Origin of the sequence: Nitrosopumilus ureiphilus (assembly GCF_013407185.1) — an archaeon.
Lineage (GTDB): Archaea > Thermoproteota > Nitrososphaeria > Nitrososphaerales > Nitrosopumilaceae > Nitrosopumilus > Nitrosopumilus ureiphilus.
Genome location: NZ_CP026995.1, coordinates 1870112 through 1892592 on the forward strand (window position 1 = coordinate 1870112; position 22481 = coordinate 1892592).

The 22481-nt window shown below is 32.5% G+C and carries 22 protein-coding genes, 1 tRNA gene and 1 pseudogene; 7 read left to right on the forward strand and 17 right to left on the reverse strand.

Annotated elements, in window-relative coordinates; translation table 11 throughout:
- Window positions 1–24 precede the first annotated feature (24 nt).
- A complete protein-coding gene (locus C5F50_RS11175) occupies window positions 25–840 on the forward strand; it encodes a 6-pyruvoyl trahydropterin synthase family protein (RefSeq protein WP_179371400.1) in 816 nt (271 codons plus the stop codon).
- Between the two features lie 7 nt (window positions 841–847).
- Window positions 848–3166: a valine--tRNA ligase gene (locus tag C5F50_RS11180; protein ID WP_179371401.1), complete on the forward strand. Its 2319-nt coding sequence runs from the start codon at window positions 848–850 to the stop codon at window positions 3164–3166.
- A 2-nt stretch (window positions 3167–3168) separates the two neighbouring features.
- Here the strand turns inward: C5F50_RS11180 and C5F50_RS13125 are convergent.
- From C5F50_RS13125 to C5F50_RS11205, 5 genes and pseudogenes are all read right to left on the reverse strand, one after another.
- Window positions 3169–3435, reverse strand: a pseudogene (locus C5F50_RS13125) (peptidase); the annotation flags it as partial.
- A 425-nt stretch (window positions 3436–3860) separates the two neighbouring features.
- Window positions 3861–5018 (reverse strand): hypothetical protein, encoded by a 1158-nt coding sequence (locus C5F50_RS11190; protein ID WP_179371403.1) that lies wholly within the window; start codon window positions 5016–5018, stop codon window positions 3861–3863.
- Window positions 5019–5076: 58 nt separating this feature from the next.
- On the reverse strand, window positions 5077–5694 hold the full coding sequence (pdxT, locus tag C5F50_RS11195) for a pyridoxal 5'-phosphate synthase glutaminase subunit PdxT (RefSeq protein ID WP_179371404.1): 618 nt from the start codon (window positions 5692–5694) through the stop codon (window positions 5077–5079).
- Window positions 5691–6659, reverse strand: coding sequence for a pyridoxal 5'-phosphate synthase lyase subunit PdxS (gene pdxS, locus C5F50_RS11200; RefSeq protein ID WP_179371405.1), 969 nt, complete (start codon window positions 6657–6659; stop codon window positions 5691–5693). The genes pdxT and pdxS overlap by 4 nt, the downstream gene beginning before the upstream one ends.
- A 30-nt stretch (window positions 6660–6689) precedes the next feature.
- Window positions 6690–7223 (reverse strand): hypothetical protein, encoded by a 534-nt coding sequence (locus C5F50_RS11205; protein WP_179371406.1) that lies wholly within the window; start codon window positions 7221–7223, stop codon window positions 6690–6692.
- 90 nt (window positions 7224–7313) lie between these two features.
- Here C5F50_RS11205 and C5F50_RS11210 point away from each other — a divergent pair.
- Window positions 7314–7467 (forward strand) — tRNA-Trp (locus tag C5F50_RS11210).
- Window positions 7468–7948: 481 nt separating this feature from the next.
- On the opposite strand, the gene C5F50_RS11215 is transcribed toward C5F50_RS11210, so the two are convergent.
- Complete coding sequence (locus C5F50_RS11215; protein ID WP_342448754.1) at window positions 7949–8389, reverse strand: response regulator transcription factor; 441 nt, start codon at window positions 8387–8389, stop codon at window positions 7949–7951.
- Window positions 8390–8684: 295 nt separating this feature from the next.
- Here C5F50_RS11215 and C5F50_RS11220 point away from each other — a divergent pair, with 295 nt between their 5' ends.
- Window positions 8685–8930, forward strand: coding sequence for a hypothetical protein (locus C5F50_RS11220; RefSeq protein ID WP_179371407.1), 246 nt, complete (start codon window positions 8685–8687; stop codon window positions 8928–8930).
- 76 nt (window positions 8931–9006) lie between these two features.
- Here C5F50_RS11220 and C5F50_RS11225 read toward each other — a convergent pair whose 3' ends face one another.
- Window positions 9007–9207, reverse strand: coding sequence for a hypothetical protein (locus C5F50_RS11225; RefSeq protein ID WP_179371408.1), 201 nt, complete (start codon window positions 9205–9207; stop codon window positions 9007–9009).
- A 407-nt stretch (window positions 9208–9614) separates the two neighbouring features.
- Between C5F50_RS11225 and C5F50_RS11230 the strand changes: the two genes are divergently transcribed.
- Window positions 9615–9794: a hypothetical protein gene (locus C5F50_RS11230; RefSeq protein ID WP_179371409.1), complete on the forward strand. Its 180-nt coding sequence runs from the start codon at window positions 9615–9617 to the stop codon at window positions 9792–9794.
- Between the two features lie 642 nt (window positions 9795–10436).
- Here C5F50_RS11230 and C5F50_RS11235 read toward each other — a convergent pair.
- The 5 genes from C5F50_RS11235 to C5F50_RS11255 form a co-directional block, all read right to left on the reverse strand.
- Window positions 10437–11987, reverse strand: a complete 1551-nt coding sequence (locus C5F50_RS11235) for a glyoxal oxidase (RefSeq protein WP_179371410.1) — start codon at window positions 11985–11987, stop codon at window positions 10437–10439.
- On the reverse strand, window positions 11978–13207 hold the full coding sequence (locus tag C5F50_RS11240) for a tyrosinase family protein (protein ID WP_179371411.1): 1230 nt from the start codon (window positions 13205–13207) through the stop codon (window positions 11978–11980). The genes C5F50_RS11235 and C5F50_RS11240 overlap by 10 nt, the downstream gene beginning before the upstream one ends.
- Window positions 13207–13407 (reverse strand): hypothetical protein, encoded by a 201-nt coding sequence (locus C5F50_RS11245; protein WP_179371412.1) that lies wholly within the window; start codon window positions 13405–13407, stop codon window positions 13207–13209. Before C5F50_RS11245 ends, C5F50_RS11240 begins: the two co-directional genes overlap by 1 nt.
- Before the next feature lie 219 nt (window positions 13408–13626).
- Window positions 13627–13764: a ribbon-helix-helix domain-containing protein gene (locus C5F50_RS11250; protein ID WP_179371413.1), complete on the reverse strand. Its 138-nt coding sequence runs from the start codon at window positions 13762–13764 to the stop codon at window positions 13627–13629.
- 768 nt (window positions 13765–14532) lie between these two features.
- A complete protein-coding gene (locus tag C5F50_RS11255) occupies window positions 14533–16797 on the reverse strand; it encodes an aconitate hydratase (RefSeq protein WP_179371414.1) in 2265 nt (754 codons plus the stop codon).
- A gap of 156 nt (window positions 16798–16953) precedes the next feature.
- On the opposite strand from C5F50_RS11255, the gene C5F50_RS11260 reads away from it, so the two are divergent.
- On the forward strand, window positions 16954–17586 hold the full coding sequence (locus C5F50_RS11260; RefSeq protein WP_179371415.1) for a hypothetical protein: 633 nt from the start codon (window positions 16954–16956) through the stop codon (window positions 17584–17586).
- Window positions 17587–17599: 13 nt separating this feature from the next.
- Here C5F50_RS11260 and C5F50_RS11265 read toward each other — a convergent pair whose 3' ends face one another.
- The 3 genes from C5F50_RS11265 to C5F50_RS11275 are packed head-to-tail and all read right to left on the reverse strand — an operon-like array spanning window position 17600 to window position 18887.
- The gene (locus C5F50_RS11265) at window positions 17600–18166 is read right to left on the reverse strand and encodes a hypothetical protein (RefSeq protein ID WP_179371416.1); all 567 of its coding nucleotides are present in this window, start codon (window positions 18164–18166) and stop codon (window positions 17600–17602) included.
- 18 nt (window positions 18167–18184) lie between these two features.
- Window positions 18185–18424 (reverse strand): Lrp/AsnC ligand binding domain-containing protein, encoded by a 240-nt coding sequence (locus C5F50_RS11270; RefSeq protein ID WP_014963852.1) that lies wholly within the window; start codon window positions 18422–18424, stop codon window positions 18185–18187.
- A gap of 43 nt (window positions 18425–18467) precedes the next feature.
- The gene (locus C5F50_RS11275) at window positions 18468–18887 is read right to left on the reverse strand and encodes an EVE domain-containing protein (protein ID WP_179371417.1); all 420 of its coding nucleotides are present in this window, start codon (window positions 18885–18887) and stop codon (window positions 18468–18470) included.
- A gap of 314 nt (window positions 18888–19201) precedes the next feature.
- Between C5F50_RS11275 and C5F50_RS11280 the strand changes: the two genes are divergently transcribed.
- Entirely contained in the window at window positions 19202–19462 is a 261-nt protein-coding gene (locus C5F50_RS11280; protein WP_179371418.1) for a hypothetical protein, read from the forward strand.
- On the opposite strand, the gene pheT is transcribed toward C5F50_RS11280, so the two are convergent.
- Window positions 19433–21076, reverse strand: a complete 1644-nt coding sequence (gene pheT / locus C5F50_RS11285) for a phenylalanine--tRNA ligase subunit beta (RefSeq protein WP_179371419.1) — start codon at window positions 21074–21076, stop codon at window positions 19433–19435. The genes C5F50_RS11280 and pheT overlap by 30 nt on opposite strands.
- Window positions 21067–22455 (reverse strand): phenylalanine--tRNA ligase subunit alpha, encoded by a 1389-nt coding sequence (pheS, locus tag C5F50_RS11290; protein WP_179371420.1) that lies wholly within the window; start codon window positions 22453–22455, stop codon window positions 21067–21069. Before pheS ends, pheT begins: the two co-directional genes overlap by 10 nt.
- Between the last annotated feature and the right edge of the window lie 26 nt (window positions 22456–22481).

A 22481-nucleotide genomic window follows, 5' to 3' on the forward strand; every position in this document is an offset into this window, starting at 1 on the left:
ATATCCAAAGTCAAATGACTTCAAATGGCAACAAGCCCTACAATTCTAGATTCAGATTTTCGCTATATCGATAAAAAGGGGAATTTACTCAAAACCAGAACAGAATTGACAGTAGCACAAATGTTAACATTTCTTGAACGAGAATATCAATACAATCACAAGATCACATTGAAGAATGGAAATGAAGTCTTAGTTGATTTTAAAACAGAAAAAGGATTGATCGAAGTGATTGATACTGATGAAGATATTGAAAAATATAAACAAATCAAAGAAGACTTTCCTCAAGATAAAGTAATGGCAATAGGACATGCAAAATACGTTGCACAGATTAAAGAATTGCAAGATATTGTATTTTATGATAAAACACCACAAACAGGTTCGATATTTTTAGAAGATGCGTCATTCTCATTTGATTATGCACATATCCTTCCATTAGTTGAAAAATGTTCGATATTACACGGACATACATCTTCGGTAATGGTAGAACTCGTAGGACAGATGAAAGATAATTTACTTTTAGATTTTGGAGAGGCTAAAAAAATTATCAAAGAAGTTGTAAATGTATTTGATCATAAATTTTTCATCAATAGAAAATATCTCAAGAAAGAAGATGATTCTCATTACTACATTCAATTCGAAGGTCCTAAAGGAATGTTTGATTTACAAGTTCCAAAAAATACCACATATCTTTTAGAAGGAGAAGCCACCGTAGAGAATCTCTCAAGTGAAATTATAAAATTATTAGCGCCAAAAATGCCATCAAATGTAGAAGCAGTTGGTGTTTACATCTATGAAGGTTACAATAAAGGATCTCATATTATTTCAAATATTTCAAGATAAGTAAGAAATGGAACCTAGAATATCAGAAAAAGCATGGAATCCAGAATTAGAAAAGGAAATTCTAAAACAATGGGAAGATGAAAAGATTTATGATTTTACACCCCAAGAGAATAATTATACAATAGATACTCCACCTCCATATCCTTCGGGCAGACCATGGCATATTGGAGCAGCTGCTCATTATTCTCAAATTGACATGATTGCACGTACTGCAAGAATGACTGGAAAAAATGTCTATTTTCCTATAGGAATAGACAGAAATGGATTACCAGTTGAACTGTACACTGAGAAAAAACACAATATTAGAATGAGGGAAACAGAAAGAGGCGAATTTCTAAATCTCTGTAGAGAAGCACTGGATGATTTGGAAGCTGAAATGATTCTCATTATGAAAAGTTTGGGAATTAGTGGTGATTTTGCAAATTACTATAGAACAGATTCGGAAGAATATAGGAGTCTTACACAATCAACATTCATCGAGTTATGGAAAAAAGGACAAGTGTATCTAGCAAACAGACCTAATAATTATGATTGGGTTTCAGGCACAACCATTGCAGATGCAGAAATTACATACGAAGATTTATCCACAAAACTAGTATACATGAAATTCAAAATAAAAGACACAGATCAAGAAATAATTATTGCAAGTACAAGACCGGAATTACTTTGTGCATGTAGAACCATCATAGTCAATCCTGAAGACGAGAGATACATACAGTATATTGGAAAAAAAGTAATTGTTCCAATAACAAATGTTGAGGTTGAATTAAAAACACATCACTCTGCAAAGCAAGAATTTGGTTCAGGAGCTGTTATGGTATGTAGTTATGGTGATCAAAACGATGTGGCATTGTTTAGAGAATTAGAACTAGATGAGATCGTCGCAATTGGATTAGATGGAAAAATGACAGAAGTTGCAGGAGAATATGCAGGATTAAAACCAAAACAAGCAAGAACAAAAATCATAGAAGATTTAGAAACTAAAGGATTTTTAGAAAAAATTGAAGATATTATTCACAGAACACCAATTTCGGAGAGAAGTAAGATTCCAATTGAAATTATTCCAATGGAAGAATATTATCTAAAGCAAAAAGAAGCAGTTGAAAAAATCAAAAAATTAGGGCAAGAAATAACATTTCATCCATCAATGCATAAACAGATTCTGATGAATTGGTTAGAATCTATTAATATTGACTGGCCAATTTCAAGAAGAAGGTATTATGGTACTGAAATCCCAATTTGGTACTGTAAAAATTGCTCAGAGCCCCATGTTCCTGAGCCTGGAAAGTACTACAGACCTTGGAATGAAAAATGTCCAATTAGCAATTGTATGAAATGTGATTCTACTGAATTTATTGGTGAGGAACGAACCTTTGACACATGGATGGATTCAAGTGTATCTCCACTCTTCATTTGCAAATTTAACAGAGATAAAGAATTTTTTAAAAAAGTATACCCAGCCTCGATTAGACCTCAAGCAAAAGATATTGTTAGAACATGGTTATACTATACACTTCTAAGATGTGAGCAGTTAACAGGGGAAAAACCATGGTCTGAAGCATGGATTATGGGATATGGTTTAGATGAAAAAGGAATGAAAATGAGCAAGAGTAAAGGAAATGCAATAGATCCATTACCAGTAATTGAAAAATTGGGTGCGGACACTTTTAGATTCTGGAGTGCAAGTGAAATTAATCACGGGTATGATTTTAGATGTAATGAACAAAAAATTGAATCAAGTAAAAAATTTCTCAGTAAATTATGGAATGTATCAAGATTTTTGTCTAGTTTTCCTGTAATTAAATCAGGAAATATTACAGCATCAGATAAATGGATTTTATCAGAATTAGATAATTTAGTAAAAGAATGCAAGAAAGGATATGATGAATACAACTTTTTCATTCCTGCAATTGCAATAAGAGAATTCACATGGAATTTATTTGCAGCACATTATATCGAGATGGTAAAAGCAAGAGCTTATGGAATTGATTTCACTGATGAAGAGAGAGACGGAGCAATATTTACACTGCATAAAACATTATCAACAGTTTTAAAACTTCTAGCTCCAATCACTCCGTTTATTACCGAATATTTATGGAAGATTTTGTATTCAGAAAAAAGTATTCATAAAGAAAAACAAGTTGATTCTGAAAATCTTGAAGAACAAAGTAACATCACTAAAGAAATTACTGAATTTAATTCGAAAGTTTGGAATGAGAAAAAAGATCAAGGACTATCATTAAAAGATTCAATTAAAATTGAAATTCCTGCTATTCTAGAACCATTCAAAAAAGATTTGAAATCCATGCATAATTTGTTGGATTGAGCTTATTGGATCTCTAAAATTCCATGAGTAATCAAGTATTGGATTCCCTGAATGAATGCCACATCATCTATTTGTCCATCAGCCCACCATCCAGCATTATTCTTAATCCATGATGGAATCCCACTTCCAGATGATTCTCCTGATTCTGTTTGAGGAATAGTCATAATATTCTCAATAATCAAGTATTGGATTCCCTGAATGAATGCCACATCATCTATTTGTCCATCAGCCCACCATCCAGCATTATTCTTAATCCATGATGGAATTTCAGATTCCGTTGAAAATGTATTTAATGCATCGGTTCCTATAATATCAATTACTGAATCACCAGAAAAAAATGGAATTACAAGTGTTCTAGAATTTGAATTTGAATTTATTTCTGCATAATCAGTTTCAAAGCCATCAACTAAAATGAAAAATACATCATCTGACGTATCAAATTTTGCATCTAATAGATTCCTTGGAATAGTAATTTCAATAGTCCCATCAGATGTCGTATCCATTGTTATGATTAATTCAATAAAATCAGGATCTAAGAAGATCGATTCAAGAATCCCATTTTCAATATTATAATCAACATCAAACGAATCAACAGAAACAGAACCTATCTCACCAAAAGAGAAAGAAGGAAATGAAAACAAAAGAATTGAAAAAATGAAACCGTATAAGAAAAATTTATTTTTCGTGATCATTATTAATTCCCGCTAATGCCGACATCTTCAGTTAATTCAACAGTTATTTCATTACCAGTAGAATTATCTGGTGAGTCATCTGTTGATGAAACGGTTCTAGTTAAAGTTCCAGTTCCATCTAAAAACCACAAACCAGAAATTTTACTTTGAGGTCCTAAAATTGAAACTTTAGTGGAATCTTCAATATCACCTATAGGGAAATCAGCATTTAATGAAATTTTAAGCATAGAATGTACTTCTTCAAGAACATCATCTTCTAGGAATGCAAGAATTACAAGTGAATCTTTTGCTCCAGAATTTCCTGCAGTTCTAGCTTTTCCAAAACCACAATTGTAAGGAATACCATCTACAGAAATATAACAATCTTGTAATTCCAATTTTAGATTAGATTTACTCTTGTCAAATGTATTGAAATTCATAAAACCTTCAAGAGTAGATGATTGAGTTTTATCATGGATTTCTGTTGCCTCAACTGAATCAAAAACAAGATTATATGTTTCAGTTGTAGTTGATGCACCAATTTTATCACCTAAATAATCACCATCATTAATTTTATCAAGAATTTTTTGTGTTCTATAATCTAATTTTTCTTGTTTTTCTTCAAGTTTTTTACGAATTTCTTCTGATTTTTTACCAAGTTTATCTGTTAATTTTGGGACATCAGTTGAAAGATTTTCAGCATCTCCTGAAAAATCAGATTCAATTCTATTTTGATATTTTTCTTTAATTTCTCTTAATTTCTCTTCATATTTATTTATTTTTTCAGATAATTTTTCCGCAAGTTTTTTTCTATCAAAATCTAGCTTTCTTTTCTTTTCTTCTAGTTTTTGTTTTCTTTCTTCAGCTTTTTGTTTTTTCTCTTCTTCTAGTTTTTGTTTTCTTTCTTCAGCTTTTTGTTTTTTCTCTTCTTCTAGTTTTTGTTTTCTTTCTTCAGCTTTTTGTTTTTTCTCTTCTTCTTTTTCTTTTAGTGTTTGTTTTCTTTCTTCAGCTTTTTGTTTTTTCTCTTCTTCTTTTTCTATTTGTTTTTGATATGCATCTGAATCTTCTCTACTTACAGAAAGATTATCATCTGCAAAAGAATCTTCAATTGAAAATTGTCCAAGAATCCCTCCTAACAAAATTGAGGTCAAAATACCAGATAACACAAATTTTTTGTCCATTTTATTAGCTCGGCTAGATAATCATTAAAAAGAATTGCTTACAAATCATCATTTTGGGTTAATTTTTGAAAGATTTTACAAGATTGATGAAATATTTGTGTAGTGAAATATCTTTTGTGAGTTCAGGGTGAAATGCAGTTCCAATCACATTACCCTTTTTCACTGCAACAACACGATCATTGAATTTTGCTAATATTTCCACATCAGAACCAACATCAGAGACAGATGGTGCTCGGATAAACACTCCATTGAATTTTGGGATATTAATTGAATCTAAAGAAACATCAGCTTCAAATGATTCTTTTTGTCGTCCAAATGAATTCCTCTCTAATTTAATATCAAGTATATTCAAAAGAGGTTGATCAGTTTTACCTACAATACGATCACTTGCAGTATTTGATAGTATTATCATTCCAGCACAAATTCCAAGTACTGGCATCCCATTTTCAATTTTTTCCTTTAGAACCTTTAGTGATCCATTTACCAAAGAAAGTTGGCCTATAGTAGTACTTTCACCACCAGGAATTATCAAACCATCCAACTGTGAGATATCCTCAGGAGTTTTAACGGATCTTACTTTTCCGTCTATTCCCAATTCATCTATTGCAGCTTTTGCAGATAAGATATTTTCTTGAACATCTCCTTGGATTGATAAAACACCAACATCAAGACTCATGATGAGCCACCACGATCTTGCATACGTAACTCTAATGTTTTTACATCCAAGCCTATCATAGATTGTCTTTCATCAATCATTTTTTGTGCTTCTTTTACTTTGTCAGATTCATTCCAAAAAGTCGTAGCCAAAACTATTGCTCTTGCTCTTTCTTTTGCATCATCTGCATTAAAAATTCCAGAACCTACAAAAATTCCATCACATCCAAGAGACATCAAATATGCAGCATCTGCAGGCGTTGCAATTCCACCAGCTGCAAAATTTACAACAGGCAATCTTCCAAGTTTTGCAGTTTGTTGAACAATATCATAAGATACTTTGAATTCTCGTGCAATTCTAACTAAATCTTGATTATCGCCAGAATCATAGATTGCCTTTATTATTCTTAATTCATCATTTACTTTTTTAATATGGGTTACTGCTTCTGCAACATTTCCAGTACCTGGTTCTCCTTTTGTTCGAATCATTGATGCACCTTCCTCAATTCTTCTTAAAGCTTCAGCTAAAGATCTAGCACCATTAACAACAGGTGTTGTAAAATCCCATTTCCAAATATGATGAAATTCATCAGCAGGTGTAAGAACTTCTGATTCATCTATCATATCAACATCAGTTTCTTGAAGAATTAATGCTTCATTCACATGGCCAATTCTACATTTGGCCATAACTGGAATTGTAACAGAATCCATTATATCTTCAATAATTCTAATACTTGCAGTTCGTGCAACTCCACCAGCTTTTCTGACTTCTGATGGAAGTTTGTCTAAAACCATTACAGATACTGCCCCAGCCTCTTCAGCAATTTGAGCTTGCTCTACAGTTGTAACATCCATTACTACTCCATTTTTTAGCATATGAGCAAAACCTCGTTTAACGGTAGAAGAACCACGCAAGGTATCAATAGAGTTTATTTTATCTGAAACTATTCCTTTGGCATCTAATCGTTCACCAGATAACGGAAGCATGTTCTAATTTTTACTAAAGACTATTTGTACCTATTCACTAATTTCAGAAATAATCTGATCAAGTTCAGATTGAACCATAATAATTATTGGAGGAATAAAATCTGAAGTAGCGTTTTGTTCAGGCCAATGAATTTGATTTACACGACCGTTGAGAGTAATTTTTACATTTGATTTCTGATACTCAGTTGCATTTTCTAGAATTGAAAATGATTCAGATGGAATAGCAATAAAACCAGTTTCTTTAATTAGTGCTTTTAATTTCTCTAGTTTTTCTTTATCAAGTTTTGAACGAATATCAGGCTGGAGGTATCCTTGTTCGGTTACCGAATATTTGATATCACCATCATTTTTAATATAAAGAATTTCAGTTTTTTGTGCTCCAACTCTCTCTGTAATACCGTAAGAAATTTTCTTTAACTGGTGTTTCGTATATTCAATTTCTATTTTATCAGCAGAATTTGCCGCAGAAGTTGGGATTTCATTTTTAGTAAGTAATGGAACTGAAATTAAAATCGCCACAATTACAGGAATTGCGCCTAATGCCAAGTAAATTGGTTTCACCATGATTAACTAACAAATACAAATTGATGTTGATTGCAAATAAATCTTGGTTAAAAATAACTTAAAATTCAAGTCTTTTTCATTCTTGTTTGTGGGGTCGTAGCCTAGCCTGGTAGGGCGACAGTGTCTACGAAAAAGATCACCGCTAAGGGCTCCAAAGGTTAACTAAGCTAAACTGACTCACGGATGATGTAAGTTTGGAGCTGTAGTGACCCGTAGGTCGCCGGTTCGATTCCGGTCGGCCCCACGTACTATACGGGTTCATATGGTAAAAGCTAGAATTTATTTTTAGAACATAATCTTCAAAAATCTTGGTTAAAATTCACCAAAAAATTGTTATGCAAAAATTACTAGTTTTTGATTTTATTGTATCTAGAGTTCAAATTGTAATGAGAGCATGATGTTATTGGGGTATAGACAAGCCCCTCTCATTTGACCATTAGTGAAAACTATGTGGAAATCAAAGCACAAAGATAACAATTTACATCACAAAAAAATGTAGGGACTTGAACTGATTAGAAAAAGCCCCTCGAGAGAATTTAATTTCAAATCTTGATCGTAATATGTAAAATAAAATGTTCTTTTTGACTTTCCGTTTTAAAAAATATCAAAAAATTAGGTTTAATTCAAATTATACTACAAAAAAACTTATTTCAAATTTTTTCAATTAAAAACACATGATCTGCTAAAAATAATGAATTTATGTGTAAAAAAATTAAAAAATATTCTCAGGGATAATATTCACTTAATACCACTGATTTAGATATTCGATTAGAATTACTTGTAATCTTACCTTGATGTAAAGCATCAGTAACTACTTTCATCAAAATTGTACGGTTCATAGGTTTTGAAATAAAGCTAAAGGCACCTAATTTCATCAGATAATTGATTGTGGTTTGATCATCTTTCCAAGCACTAATCATAATCACTCTTGTATCCTTATCATTTTTTCGAATATATTCTAAAACTTTTGAACCATCAAGATTTGGCATCACATAATCCAATAAAATCAAATCCGGCCGATATTTTACATATAACTTTAATCCCTCTACTCCATCTTTTGCTTCACAAATTCGAGCAAGTCGTACAGATTTCTTAATTATATCATGACAAAATGATCTAAATACTTTAGAATCGTCAATTATTAAAATAATCGGATATTTTCGCATAATTAATAATTATTTTTAAATAATTTAGTAAGCAGTTTGACTTTTTTAAACAATCACTGAAATTTATGTAAAACCAATTTGAAACCAGATATTTTATTTCATGACAGTCACATACACATTCTTCTACACATTCTTCTACACATTTCATCCTAAAGCAATCATCACATAGGTTTCGTGGGTTTTGAATCATATTTTCAAACAATTTGAATTCAAATAATACAAATTAAAGATAGAATTTAAAATTAATCACATGCCTACAAACATGCATCTAAACGCATTAAATGAACTTCAATATATGAAAAACCCATCCTTTGTAATCTTTGAGTTCAATAGCAATGCCATAGTTGATTTTGCAGAAGATTTAGAAGAAGCTCAAGGAAAATGTAAGATTGCAAATTCTGTGGGCTCAAATTGCAAATTCTTTGAGACGTCAATTTACACCATAGAAAAAATACGCAAGGCAACAAAAGATGTGGATACGAATCATCCTCAGCAAGGAATTGTTATCCCTGGTCTTGATATGAATTTCAGACAAGATTAGAACATAAATTCTTGAATTGTCGCGATTTAGGTTTTTTTGGAGAATTAGTGCAAAATCTATGCGGCTAACTATGAATTTAATCTAATTTTACAATTCCTTGTTGAACCAAGTATTTGATTGCATTAAGCAATTCATTCTCTGAAACTTGATCTTGTCCATACCATACAAAGATGTTCTTTACCCACTCGGGAATTTTAGATGATGATTTACTTTCCAAATTTCCATCATAATCTCTATGCCCCTTTGTGTTCCATACGAAGCAAGCTAATAGTTTCATTTATTTTGTCATATTTTTCTAATTTATGATTCTAAAATAGAATGGAGCTTTGTTGATTCTCTGACGAAAATATTTTCCAATCTTTTCAGCTAGTGATCTTTTTCTTTAGCATTGGCTATTAGATTCTCCAATGCATGTGAACGGTTGGCAAACCTTTTCTTCTTGATTCCATCGTCAATCCATTTTATAAGATCCGCATCAATTGACACTGAAAATTTCTCCTTCTTCACTCTAAACTCCTGCCAACTTGTGGATTAATACCAATGCGAATTATTCCAAATATGGAACTGAAATCATCACAAACCATGCGTAACAGATGAATTCATACAGGCTCATTTTTATAAACGAGTGATACATAGTACTACACAGTAATATACAGTAACACGGATGTATGAACATAAGATAAAATGAGCAATTCTAAAAGAGATACTGAGGAAGAGGTTTTAGGACCATTAGTAGAGGTGGAATGGAAATTCAAGTTGGACAAGACTATCTACAGAGAGTATCTCACTATGGAGCAATATGAGAACCTTAAGGAGATTCCGATAGTAAAATACTGCAAAATTATTGATGAAAAAAGATATTGATGATCATTTAGGCGGTACAGGTGCTAGTCTCATTTCGCTCTATAATGCTCATATCGATAAGCCTAGACTTTACACGGGATTCTATTAGGGAATCAAGATTCACATCAGTAACTATTACTGGTGACCTCGGATCTACATTTTTTGGAGTTTCATAAACAATTACAAAATTAGATAGAATAATCGTTATCACGACACTGAATAATTATAACTATTGTTTTTTTATCCATTTTCATAATATTCTCATGTTGCTTTTTTAATGTTATGAAATGAAAAAATATTCTAAGAAGATAATAAAAGAGTAGCCTAATACAATACTAGTAATTTTTTTCATGCAATGACATCCAGAAAATATACTGTTTTTACAATTGCACTGACAATAATAGCCGCTAGTGTTTTTGCAATGACATATACAACGCTCAACGCAATCGCCTAGGACAAAAATGTATCAGACGCTCCAGAACCACCCGTAATAGGAAAGAATGTTCTAAAACATGGAATAAGTAAAGGGTTCAATTATTTTTAGAAGTATCACCAAATGATATGCTTTACTATTAATGAGACATACAGTTTATTTTTGTCAGCAAATAAACAGAATAATTATTCACAATCACAAATTAAATTTTTTATTTAATTATCTCACCACTAACCAACTTTAACAAATTTTCCTACAGACGGAACATCATTCCCGTCAAGAATGAATAACATGTAATACCCCGGAGGCGCAAATGTGTTATTTTTTGGACTAGATACGGTCAAGATATTTGCTGTTTGATTTATAATTGGCAACATAAGACAGCGTTGATCCATATTGTTGTTGTGTGTTGTAGATGATATCTTTATCAAAGAAACTTTTTGAATACTTGATGCATCATCTGTATGTATTTCATAATTATTATTGTAAGACATTGTAGGTAGTTCTATATCCTGAATTTTGGGTCTTGTAGGATTACATTGTAGTTTTGGAGGAGTTATAATTTCAATATTGTGCTCAAAATTCTCTTTTGGTGCAAAAACGGATCTTACCCAATTATGACCTGTACTTCCAGCAACCACTACTTCTCCACTTGGTAAAAGAACTGCAGAACCATGGTACAGCCTATCTCTTTTTAGATATGACACAACTTTCCATGTTTCATTACGTGGATCAAACAAGTGAACTTCCCTTACTGCAATATCATTATCATCAGCTTGTCCTTTTGCAGCACCATTTGTAACTAAAACTGTCCCATCAGGTAAAAGTATGGAATCACACAAAAAGCGGCGTATATGTTCAGTTGTTTTTTTCCAACCTGAAGAATTAGCAGGATTATTTAGATCAGCTGTAAATATTTCGGGAGTTTGTGTTGCATCTGTATTTTTATCAGGATGTAACTTGGTACTTCCACCAACAAGTAGTATCTTGGCAGTATCTGTTTCATGTTCAAGGGGTAAAAGTACACAGGAGCCCATTCCAGGATATGTTCGGGTTCCTGGAGTTTCTGTTTTAAATTTGGCATCAGTAATAAATTTTTTTTCTGCAATATTCCAAATATGTGTAGTTTCTTCTGAATGCACAAAAAGAGTTCCACCCGGCAAAACCTGCAAAAATGGATACATTTTGATTTCATCAATAAACTTTACAGGAGTTGAGAGTTTATTGGCTACAGGATCAAATATCTCATAATCTAAATTCATGGCACCAAATAATGCATGATGTGCATGTGAATACGTGCCTGATACTATCAATGCTTTGCCATCAGGTAATGTAACACATGTGGGATACCATCTTGCTTTTGGCATTCCTGGTTTGTATCTTTGCCATCGTTGATTAGGATCAATATCGGGATTAGGATCAAAAGTATGAATATCATGATCTGCTGCAGGTTTTTTTATAATTTTTAACACTAATTGCAGAAATCCTGGTAGAGACAATACAATTGTTGCAGGATGATTATATGTGGACTGGCCACCTGCAACAAACAATCGTCCATCCGGAAGAAAACAATGACCAGAACAAAACAAATTCCTTCCTAGTTTTGGATTAATTGGATTACGTGGATCTTCAGGATCCCATAGACTAGATTCACCTTTTGTCCAGTTCCAAATATTTTCATGATCACCAGAAAACAACAATACTTTTCCAGTTCGTAAAAGTGCTAGATGTACAGCTATGGATTCTACTTCATATGTAGCATTCTGATGATCTATTTCCATCGTCTTTTTGTAAATGGTGACAACAAAAATGCAGATGTTCTAGCAAGTGCAACAAATGGGAGAACGATAGAATATTTCATGATTATTTTAAATGGTTTGTTTTTTCTCATTTGGTCTGCAATGGGAGGGGAAAATTTGTAGTAAATGTTCAAAATAAATTCAAATGTTTTTTTGAATTTACTTTTTAATACAACATCATCTCTGAATTCTCGCAAAAACTGAACTGGTGGTTCTAATTCAGAACCATATGCTGCTGTTGCAATAAAACATCTTTGTCCTGAAGGATTAGGAGTTGGATTTGGAGAAGGGTTAGATATAGGCCATCCACTGCTTCCAGATACATCATCGTAAACATAGTCTAGGGCTTCAATATCTAAAACATCTCTTGGTCTTCGTATGTCTGATGCGTCAATTGAGGGCAACAATGGCGTTGCATTACTTATGTTAGTAAAAGAGTCCCCTCCATCCCATGGCCACATTCTATCATCTAATTTGTGACCGACATTACCTGTATTGTTGGGATTATAGTTATCAGTTCCAGGATGAGTCAGTTGCCATTTTGCCCAAAGCCTGTCAATATTTGCATGGTGTAAAAAGAAGATAGGATCATTAGGCGAGGTCATTCGGGTCATATGTCCTCCAACTCTCATGTGGACAGTTCCATGAGGACCTTCCAATGCAGGTCTAAAACCATGGAAGTTATTTTCATTAAGGGAATTATTTGCCTCAGTTGCAGGAAGTGTTGAAGGATTCATGCTATTGTTTCGAAGTAGTGTGGTTCCATGATTACCCTGATCAAGTTGTGGATCTACTTGCCATCCATCAGGGTTTTGTGGTGTTGGAGCTTCAGAAAGATATCCTGAAGTTTGCAATCCCATGGTACCCAAAAAATCAACAGTAAAGACATCATCAGTATCAGATGAAACTCCAGATTCCCACTTCCAATAGGGTAAAGAAACATCAGGATCTACTTCCTGCAGTGCCTTTTCAAATCTTAAGATGAATTCTCTATGCCATGCAAGAAATGCAGGACCGCCATGTCCGCCGTCCCCACTGGCTGCACCCAGTCTGCTAATAACACCATAATGAATTGCAACAAACTCATCATATACATTAGTAGTGTGCCCAGGTTTTACAGTCTTCTTTAGTGTGATTATTGCATTCATGAGTTTTGCTTTATCTGGGGCAGGCAATGTTGCAGCATTTCGTCTTGTATGCATTAGCTGTTTTCTCCTTCATCTATGATTGATTTTGCAAGATCTTCCAGTGTAGAAAATTCTCGATAAGGTAAAACATCATATGCAAAATATTTTTTTGTGTCATCATCAAAATTGCATTGTATTTTTTCATCATCAATATACAAGACATTTGTATCATATTCAGCTTTGATTATTTTGTTCTTGTAAGATTCTGATGACATAATTTAGTAGAGTATGACTGTAATACATAAGGATTATGCAATTCAAGGAAAATCATATTTATTTGTTTATTACCCATCACAAAATAATAACAAGACAAACAGGATAACAAAACCTGTTACAATTAGTTGAGAGTTCAAACCTGTTGAGGTTTGGTTGTACGAGTCTCGAGGTTTGTTAAAATGAAATGTTTAGAATAAAAATGAAAATTTAATTTTTACTTATCCCTCATCCATTAATTTTTGAATAGCATATTGAATACAATGCGATCTATTTGCAAATATTCTTTTTTCAATTTTTTTGTCTATCCACTCAAGTTGATCTTTTTCAAGTGCTATACTTACAGGGTTTTTTTCCATTTTTCATAATTCCATCATTGAATTATGAATGATTAATTTCTAGTAACATTTAACTAGTATTAATAATTATTAATATTCATTAATAATGGTTAATAATCAATATGATGAAAATGAGATGAAAAAGAAACATTTGGAATTGGAAATTAGACTAAAAGAATTTTTCAAAAATTACAAAACTCATTCTGAGAGACTCTCTAAAAATCAGTGATCATAAGATATCTTCAAAAAATTATTCCACAACATTTTCTATCTATGAAATCACAAAACGAGCTTTGTTTACAGAGTTCATTATGAATGAAGATGAATCAGAAGGAATCATAATTTGTGAGAAATGTATGACAATATGGAAAAATTATTATGAATATTTATCAAAACACTTTGAGAACATAATTTTATATTTTAGATTGGAAAACATTCATCATAATCAGGCATAGGATTTATGAAAATCGTTCTCATGTTATTTACAGAGTTCTTCATTTTAGAATTACGATATCCAAAAAACCAGAATTTGTTCAAACCCTAATAGGTTTGGTTTAGTGAACCGTGGCAGGTTTGAACTCTACTTGTTATTTTCCAGTTTCTTTTGATTATACAGAATGTTTTTCTTTTTTAGATCGTCTAGTGTTCTGCCCAACTCCTCGACATAAATTGGCTAAAGATTCTCATTATTCTTGATTAACCCAAATCACGTAAATCCAATCATGGATATTCGTGTATGAACCTGATTAGTCATAACGTTTGATTCCAGTTGTCCCACGTAAAATTTTGTCATCTATTTCTTAAAACATTAAGTGCAGAACCAGCTTTAAACCATCCAATCTGAGATTGATTGTATGAATGATTAAGTAAAATTTCATCTTTACTTTCATCTCTATGTGAAATAATACATTTTACTTGTTTGTGTGGTTCCAACTCATTTAATTCTATAAGACTAATTTTATCATCTTCTAAAATTTTTTCATAATCATCTGGATTGCTAAATGTAAGTGCTAAAATTCCTTGTTTTTTCAAATTCGTTTCGTGAATTCTAGCAAGGCTTTTGGTGATTACTGCTGCACATCCTAAATATCGAGGAGACATTGCAGCATGCTCTCTACTGCTACCTTCACCATAATTATTATCACCTATGATTACCCATCTCATTTGTTTTTCTTTGTATTGTCTTGCAATATTTGAAAATGTTTCAAGTTGGTTATTGAGAATGTTCTTACCTTTGCCTACTTCATCATTAAATGCATTGACTGCTCCCAAAAGCATGTTATCACTCAAATTATCTAAATGACCTCTAAGTGACAACCATGCGCCAGCAGGAGAAATATGGTCAGTAGTACATTTTCCTTTGGCTTTAACCAGAATTGGTAAATCAACAAAGTCTTTGCCATCCCATTTTGAAAATGGTTCTAAAAGTTGTAGTCTTTTACTGTTAGGATCAATAATTACTTCAACATCATTTGATTTTTCAGGAGGCGCAATGAAAATTCCTTCAGGAATCATAAATCCATTCTCAGGAACTTCTGGTGCAGGTTTGGGAGGGTCTAGTTTGAATTTTGTTCCATCAGAAGCTGTAAGTTCATCTTTCAATGGATTAAAGGACAATCTACCGCCTAAAGCTAATGCAATAATCATCTCAGGACTGCCAATAAAGTTCAAAGTACTACGATGACCGTCATTTCTTCCTGGAAAATTTCTGTTAAAGGTAGTAACAATGGTGTTTTTTTCTTCATTTTGTAATTCAGGTCTATTCCATTGTCCAATGCAAGGCCCACATGCATTTGCCAGAACGGTTGCACCAATTTCCTTAAGAGAGTCCATCTGGCCATCTCTTTCTATGGTTCCACGAATTTGTTCAGAACCTGGAGTAATTAACAAAGGAACTTTAGACTGGATTCCTTTTTCTTTTGCTTGTTGAGCTATACTTGCAACTCTGGACATGTCTTCATAAGAGGAATTGGTACAACTTCCAATCAATGCAACCGATATTGGATCAACATAATCATTTGATTTTACATCCTCACCTAATTCTGAAATTGTTCTAGCCAAATCAGGAGTATGAGGTCCAACAATATGGGGCTCTAATGTAGAAAGATTGATTTCAATCACCCTGTCAAAAAAGATTTCGGGATTTAATTCAACTTCAGGATCTGCTACAAGTAATTCTTTACTTTGATTTGCTAATTCAGCAATTTTTTCTCTGTTTGTATATTTTAGATAAGTTTCCATTCTTTCATCATATGGAAAAATTGAACAAGTTGCACCAATTTCTGCTCCCATATTGGTAATAGTAGCTTTACCAGTACAACTGATAGATTTTGTGCCAGGACCAAAATATTCTACAATAGAATTAGTTCCTCCAGAAACCGTTAATTCTTCTGCAACTTTTAGTATGATATCTTTAGGTGCTGTCCATCCATTAAGTTCTCCAGTTAATTTAACACCAATTTTTTTTGGGTAAAGTAACTCCCAAGGAAGTCCTGCCATAGTTTCAGCTGCATCTAATCCACCTACACCAACTGCAATCATTCCCAGTCCACCAGCATTTGGAGTGTGAGAATCCGTACCAATCATCAGGCCTCCTGGAAATGCATAATTTTCAAGAACTACCTGATGAATGATTCCAGCCCCAGGTTTCCAAAAACCACACCCATGTTTTGCAGCTGCAGATTGCAAGAATTTGAAAACCTCGCTATTTTCATCAAGGGAAACCTTCATGTCAACATCACCTTGAACTTCAGCTCTAATCAGATGATCACAATGGACAGTTGTTGGCAAGGCAGATTGTTTAAGTCCGGCTTGCATAAATTGAAGCATTACCATTTGACCTGTTACGTCTTGTAATGCAACTCTGTCAGGTTTAAGAAAAACATAATCTTTTCCGCCAGTAAGAGTTTTGTCAGGAATTTCATAAAGGTGTCCAGATAAAATTTTCTCAGTAAGCGTAAGAGGTCTTCCAGTGACGTTTCTATATTTTACAACATTTTCTTTAATTTTTGAATAGACATTTGAAACAAGTTCAGGGGTAGTATCTATATCCACAGAAAACATTGAGCTTCTCCTAGATTTAATAATTTACAATTTAAAGATTGGAGAAAAATAGCAAGATATCCACCAAATTCCTTAACAATTATAAGCGAAAAGCATGTTTTATTACATTGTTGGGGAGTAGTATGTTTTTAGGAGTGATTTGCAAATATGGTCAATAAAGGTTTTCCAAAATTTGGAATGTCACAGGCCGGAGCTTTTGTCGCAGCATTAAAGAATTACAATTTACCAGATTTTATTCTAGTTTTAATTGCTAAAGAATGTAAATCAGATCTTCTTGAAAGAGGCAGAATTGATGATAGATTACAAAGTATGAATGATGATGCCTTAGAATTACTACACAAAGTTTTTGTGGGTTGTGAGGAAGATGATGCAGGAAAATACGCACAGTATAGATTCTATGCATATGTATCAAGTATGTATCATAAATGTGAAGTTCTGGTTAACGAAACAATTCCTGGGGCATCAGGAAAAAATCACAAGATTCCTGTTGCAGTAAAAAATAATGGAATGTACATTTCAGTTGCATATAACAAAGCAACGGGCAATCCTGTTAACAAAAAAGAAACTAATAGATTTTATGAAATGGTAGACGATATTAAAAAAGGAGATCATGGAACAATGCTAGCTGATGCAATTTATGGTTCTTCAGTAGGATTTAGAGGAGATGCATTAGTTGAGCTTGAGAACTTGAGCAAGTCAAGAACAAATGATCCTGAAAATAAATTAGATTTCAAAACAGCAAACTTTGAAAACAACATCTATTCAGTTACAAAGTGTTAATTTTAAAAATTATTTACAAATTTAATTGAGAAATATCGATTGTTAGAAACATAGGTTTACCATTAGTTTTTTGAAAGTCTTCACCATACTGCTCAAATTCTAATTGTTCAAAGAGATGTTTTGTCCAAATATCATGAACTTCTTGGATGAATTTTTTGTGTCCAAGTTTTCGTAAAAACTCATGGAGTAAAATATGAGATACAGTAGTACAGTTTTTTTCTGCAAGAAACAACATATCATTTGCTTGTTTAGGAGGTTGCCAAAATACCAATCCAAAATTTTCAGCATGATATCCATCACAGGTACAATCAGTCCATAATGGTTTGAAATGAGTAAGGTAAAAATGATAGATGTCTTTTCCTCTTTGTTCGTGATCACGTACAAATGTATGAGTATCTAGTCTTTGAAGAACACTTCTTGGTTTTGTAATCAATTCGTCGCATTGAACTTCATAATCTATACCAAATTTTTTTTTAATCCATAATTTGTAAAATTGGCTCATTTTTTTAATATACTCAAATTCAAATTTTCGTTTTTCACGATCTTCTTCTTTTACAACAAAAATAAAATGTAAAATCATAATAAGAAAAAAGGGTGTTTATGTTTGGCCTTCAATACCCATTAGGGTAAGAGTTGAACGAATTTTTTCGATTTTTCTGATCTTCCAAGTAATTGTTTCTCTTAGTTTTTCTACAGTATCAGATTCAATTTTGGCCAAAATATCATATGCACCAAAAGTTCCATGAACTTCCTTCACACCTTCTAAGCCTTTGAGTTGCTGAATAATAGCTTCCTCAGAGCCTAGTTCACAGTTTATTAAAACATAAGCTGTTGCCATATTTTCGTTAAACAAATCGACTATATCAATAAACCGATTGGAGTTATTTTTGAGAAATATTTAAGATAGCATCCCAAAGTGGCTTTGGAACAGGCATTACGGATAATCTAGAAATTCTAATTAGTTCCCAATCTTTGAATTTTTTATCTTTTTTCATTTCATCTAATGTTACAGGACGTTTCAATGTTTTTTTATATTTTACATCTACAACAATAAAACGTTCATTATCCTCTTTTGGGTTCGGATAAGGTTTTGATGTTATTTGCATTATTCCAACAGCTTGTCTCTCATCACCAGTATGATAAAATAAAACAAGGTCACCAGATTTCATTTCTTTCATATGTTTTAATGCAAGATTGTTATGAACTCCATCCCATACGGTTATTTTTTCTTTTTTTAGTTGCTCAAAGTTGTATCCTCTTGGGCCGCTGGGTTCTTGTTTTGCCAACCAATAGTGTATCATTTGATTTTTCTGTATCAAGGGATGTTTTATCTTTTAAAAAAATTAATGTTCCCCGGTTCTGACTCGCACAAAATCATGGGTACATAGCCATAAGCCTCCTCGCGTTCTGAAACCGGGGTTGCCCATAATGTAGCACGCCTGGGTGAATTAGAAATCATTGGTATCATAACGATCGACATCATCCTAATCCGTCTGCGTGCCTGCTCTTGGGCGATTATAATGGAACTATTCCTACTAAAAACCATTTAGTGAATTACTATATTAAAATAATTTTTTAAAATTAAAAATAAATTTCTAAGAAATACGGAATTTGTATGGAAATCAAAAATACAGGAATTTTTTTTATTGGAATTATAGTTTTGATTTTAGGATTATTGATTATTATTTTTGATTATCCACAAATCGAGCTTTTTGAAAAGATGGATACAGAGTCATATTACTTGATGAATGAAGAAAAGAAGGATTTTCATCAAAGATTGATTTTTGAATTTTCTATTGGAATAGTAATTTTAGCATTAGGTATTTTGTTACTAATTATATCATTACTAAGAAGATTTGAAAAGGAAGTCAGATAGAGAGATTTCAAATCCAACTACTTTAGATTGAATTTTGTAATTTTCAATAACTTTTGAATTAATTTCCCCAATAACCCCTAGAGGTGCATTATTTACAATAACTGTTGCACATCGTCCTTCTTCAAATAAAGAATCAGACGAAGTCTTTGTTTCAAGATCAGTTCCGAATCCAATCTTTAATGCAGATTGTAATATGGATTTGATTTCAGTAAAATTTGCATCTTTATGTGCACTAATCCCAGAAAAATTAATTTTTTCAGAAATGGGATCATCTAATGAAAACACACTACCAGTTTCAAATAATTTTTGAGGATAAGATTCATGTATATTTCTAGAAAGATTTTCTAATAATCCAGGGAGAATAGAGTTGCGTAAAATTGTGTGCTCTTGACTTTTTGAATCAAGTACTGAAAGAATTTTTGAAGGATTTCGTCCAGTCATATCATATAATACTCGTTTACTTGTTAAACTCGAATTCAATGCCTCAAGATAACCAAGACCAATCATGATCTGATCAAGGGATTTCAATTTATTTGAGACAGGGTTTATTCGACCAATAGTTTGTGAAGGTGAGAATGTTGGCTCTAGATTTTGAATTCCATACCCCAGGGCAATTTCTTCTACCAAATCCATTGGCCCAAATATATCAAATCTATATGCAGGAATTGTGCAAAGAATGTTTTTACCCTTAGATACAGCATTCAATCTTGATTTTTTCAGAGATGAGATAATTTTTGATGTACTAAGATCCAAGCCAAGTGTTTGATTGGCTAAATCAGGATTAATAGATATTTTCTTTGGTTCAAATTTTGGAGATGAATTTTTCGAACCAGATATTTGGACATTCTCTAAAGTGAATCCAGCACTTTGTAAAATGGTTGCAATGACTGAAAGCATATCTTCAGCATCTTCTTTATGGATTCCGGTTACTTCAACAAAGAGATTCTTTGTTTTAGTAGTAACTGTTGTTATATTTGCATTAATAATAGGAGGAAAAGAAACAGTTTTTTGATTTGCATCCAAAATTAGAGGCACTTGTGAAGAACTTCCAAGAATTGACCCATATTCTTTTCCTACATAAACAGTGTTTAGTATTTCAGAAATAGACATCTCAGTATCAGAATTTAATGGAACGAATTTATGATTTCTATTGGTGGTTGTGTAAACAAGAGGAAAAGTGATTTTATCTAGATCATGTATTCCAATTGAAGATTTCTTTCTTTTTCTCCCAATTCCAAAATGAAGATCTTCTTGCATCACCATAAGTTGTTTGATAATTTTATCATCAATTTTTCCATTTTTTGCAACAATACCAGTTACAAAAGGTCGAATTTTTGACACTGAGGGTTTTACAGAAATTCTATACTTGTTGGATTTTTTTATATTTAGTTTAATTGCACCTGTTTTGATTCCAAGTAATCCTTGCAAACCTAGTGCAATTCCAAAATCAGTAGAGTAGTCAGGTCTATTGGGACTATACTCAATTCGGACTAAATCCTTGTCTTCAGATTCAACATCTAATCCAAGAAAGGGTAAAGAATCAGAAATTTGTTTTTTTGTAACTTTGCCAACTAATTTTTGAAGACTGGAATAAGATAATTCAACTACTGGCATTTCGTAGCACTCCTTAACCAATTCAAATTATTATTGTAAAATTCCCTAACATCATCTAACTCATATTTTAGCATTGCAATTCTTTCAATACCACCACCCCAAGCCAAAACAGATTTTGATATACCAAGGGGTTTTGTTACTTCAGGTCTGAAAATTCCCATTCCAAACAATTCAATCCATTTTCCTAATCTTTCATTATACACCATAGTTTGTAGAGATGGTTCTGTATATGGAAAGAATGTTGGCCAAAATTTGATTTTTGTAATTCCTATTCGTTTGTAAAATTCTCGTTGAATTCCCATTAAATTTCTTAGAGTGGCATCTTTTCCAACTACAACACCCTCAATTTGATTAAATTCTACTAGATGCTTGTAACTAACTTTTTCATTTCTAAATACACGTCCCAATGAGAAAACCCTTGCCTCATCGGGTTTATTTTCTGCAAGATGTTTAATAGTAACACAAGTAGTATGAGTTCTCAAAACCATTTTGCGTGCCTCATTAATATCCCAATGATAACGCCAATTCTTTTTGTGAGATTCAGACACTTTTTTTATTTGTTCAGAATTTGCAATTTTTTTAGCAGACACACCATCAAGATAAAATGTATCCTGTAGTTCTCTTGCAGGATGGTCTTGTGGGGTAAATAATGCATCAAAATTCCAAAAACTAGATTGAGTCATATTCCCTATAATTTCTGAAAATCCTAAAGTGACAAAAATTTCACGTATTTCATCAATTGTGTCTTTTAAAGGATGAGTTCTTGCGACAAACACTTGGGGAACTTTGGCTTCAACATCTATTGCTCCCGAGGAATTTGAAATTTCTAATAATTTTGCCGAATCAGTCAGAGTTATTTCTTTAGTTGTAATAACATCCTCAATAATAAAATCAGGTCTTTTCAAAAGTCCTAATAGATCATTTTTATCAATTTCATTTAGAGGTATTTGGTTAGCACCTATTTGCTTGAGAGTTTTTTCACCAGGAAGTTCTGATGGCAAATTTTGAAGTGAGATTTCTTCAGAAGAAGTTTGAACCCAATTATTTTTTCTAGCTAATCCTATAGCAGGTCCAAAAATATATCCCAGCTCTTTTTGTAGTTCAGATAATTTTCTAGGTCCATCTTTTAGTAAATTTAGTAACCTTCTTTCAGGCAATCCTTTTTGAAAAGATTCAATTCCATTTTTACCTAAACTAATTATACTTGTTTTTGATTCATCTACAATTGCTAATTCTTTGAGTTTTAACCATTCAATTCCTCGTCGAATTTGATCTGGTGAAAGTTTAGTTGATTTTTCAAGTAGTTCAGGAGTTTGTTTTGGATTATCTTTTAGAGAACTGATAATTTTTTTTTCAATATCATGAAAAACTTGTGACAATAGCAGAAAGTTCGAAAAAGACTTTT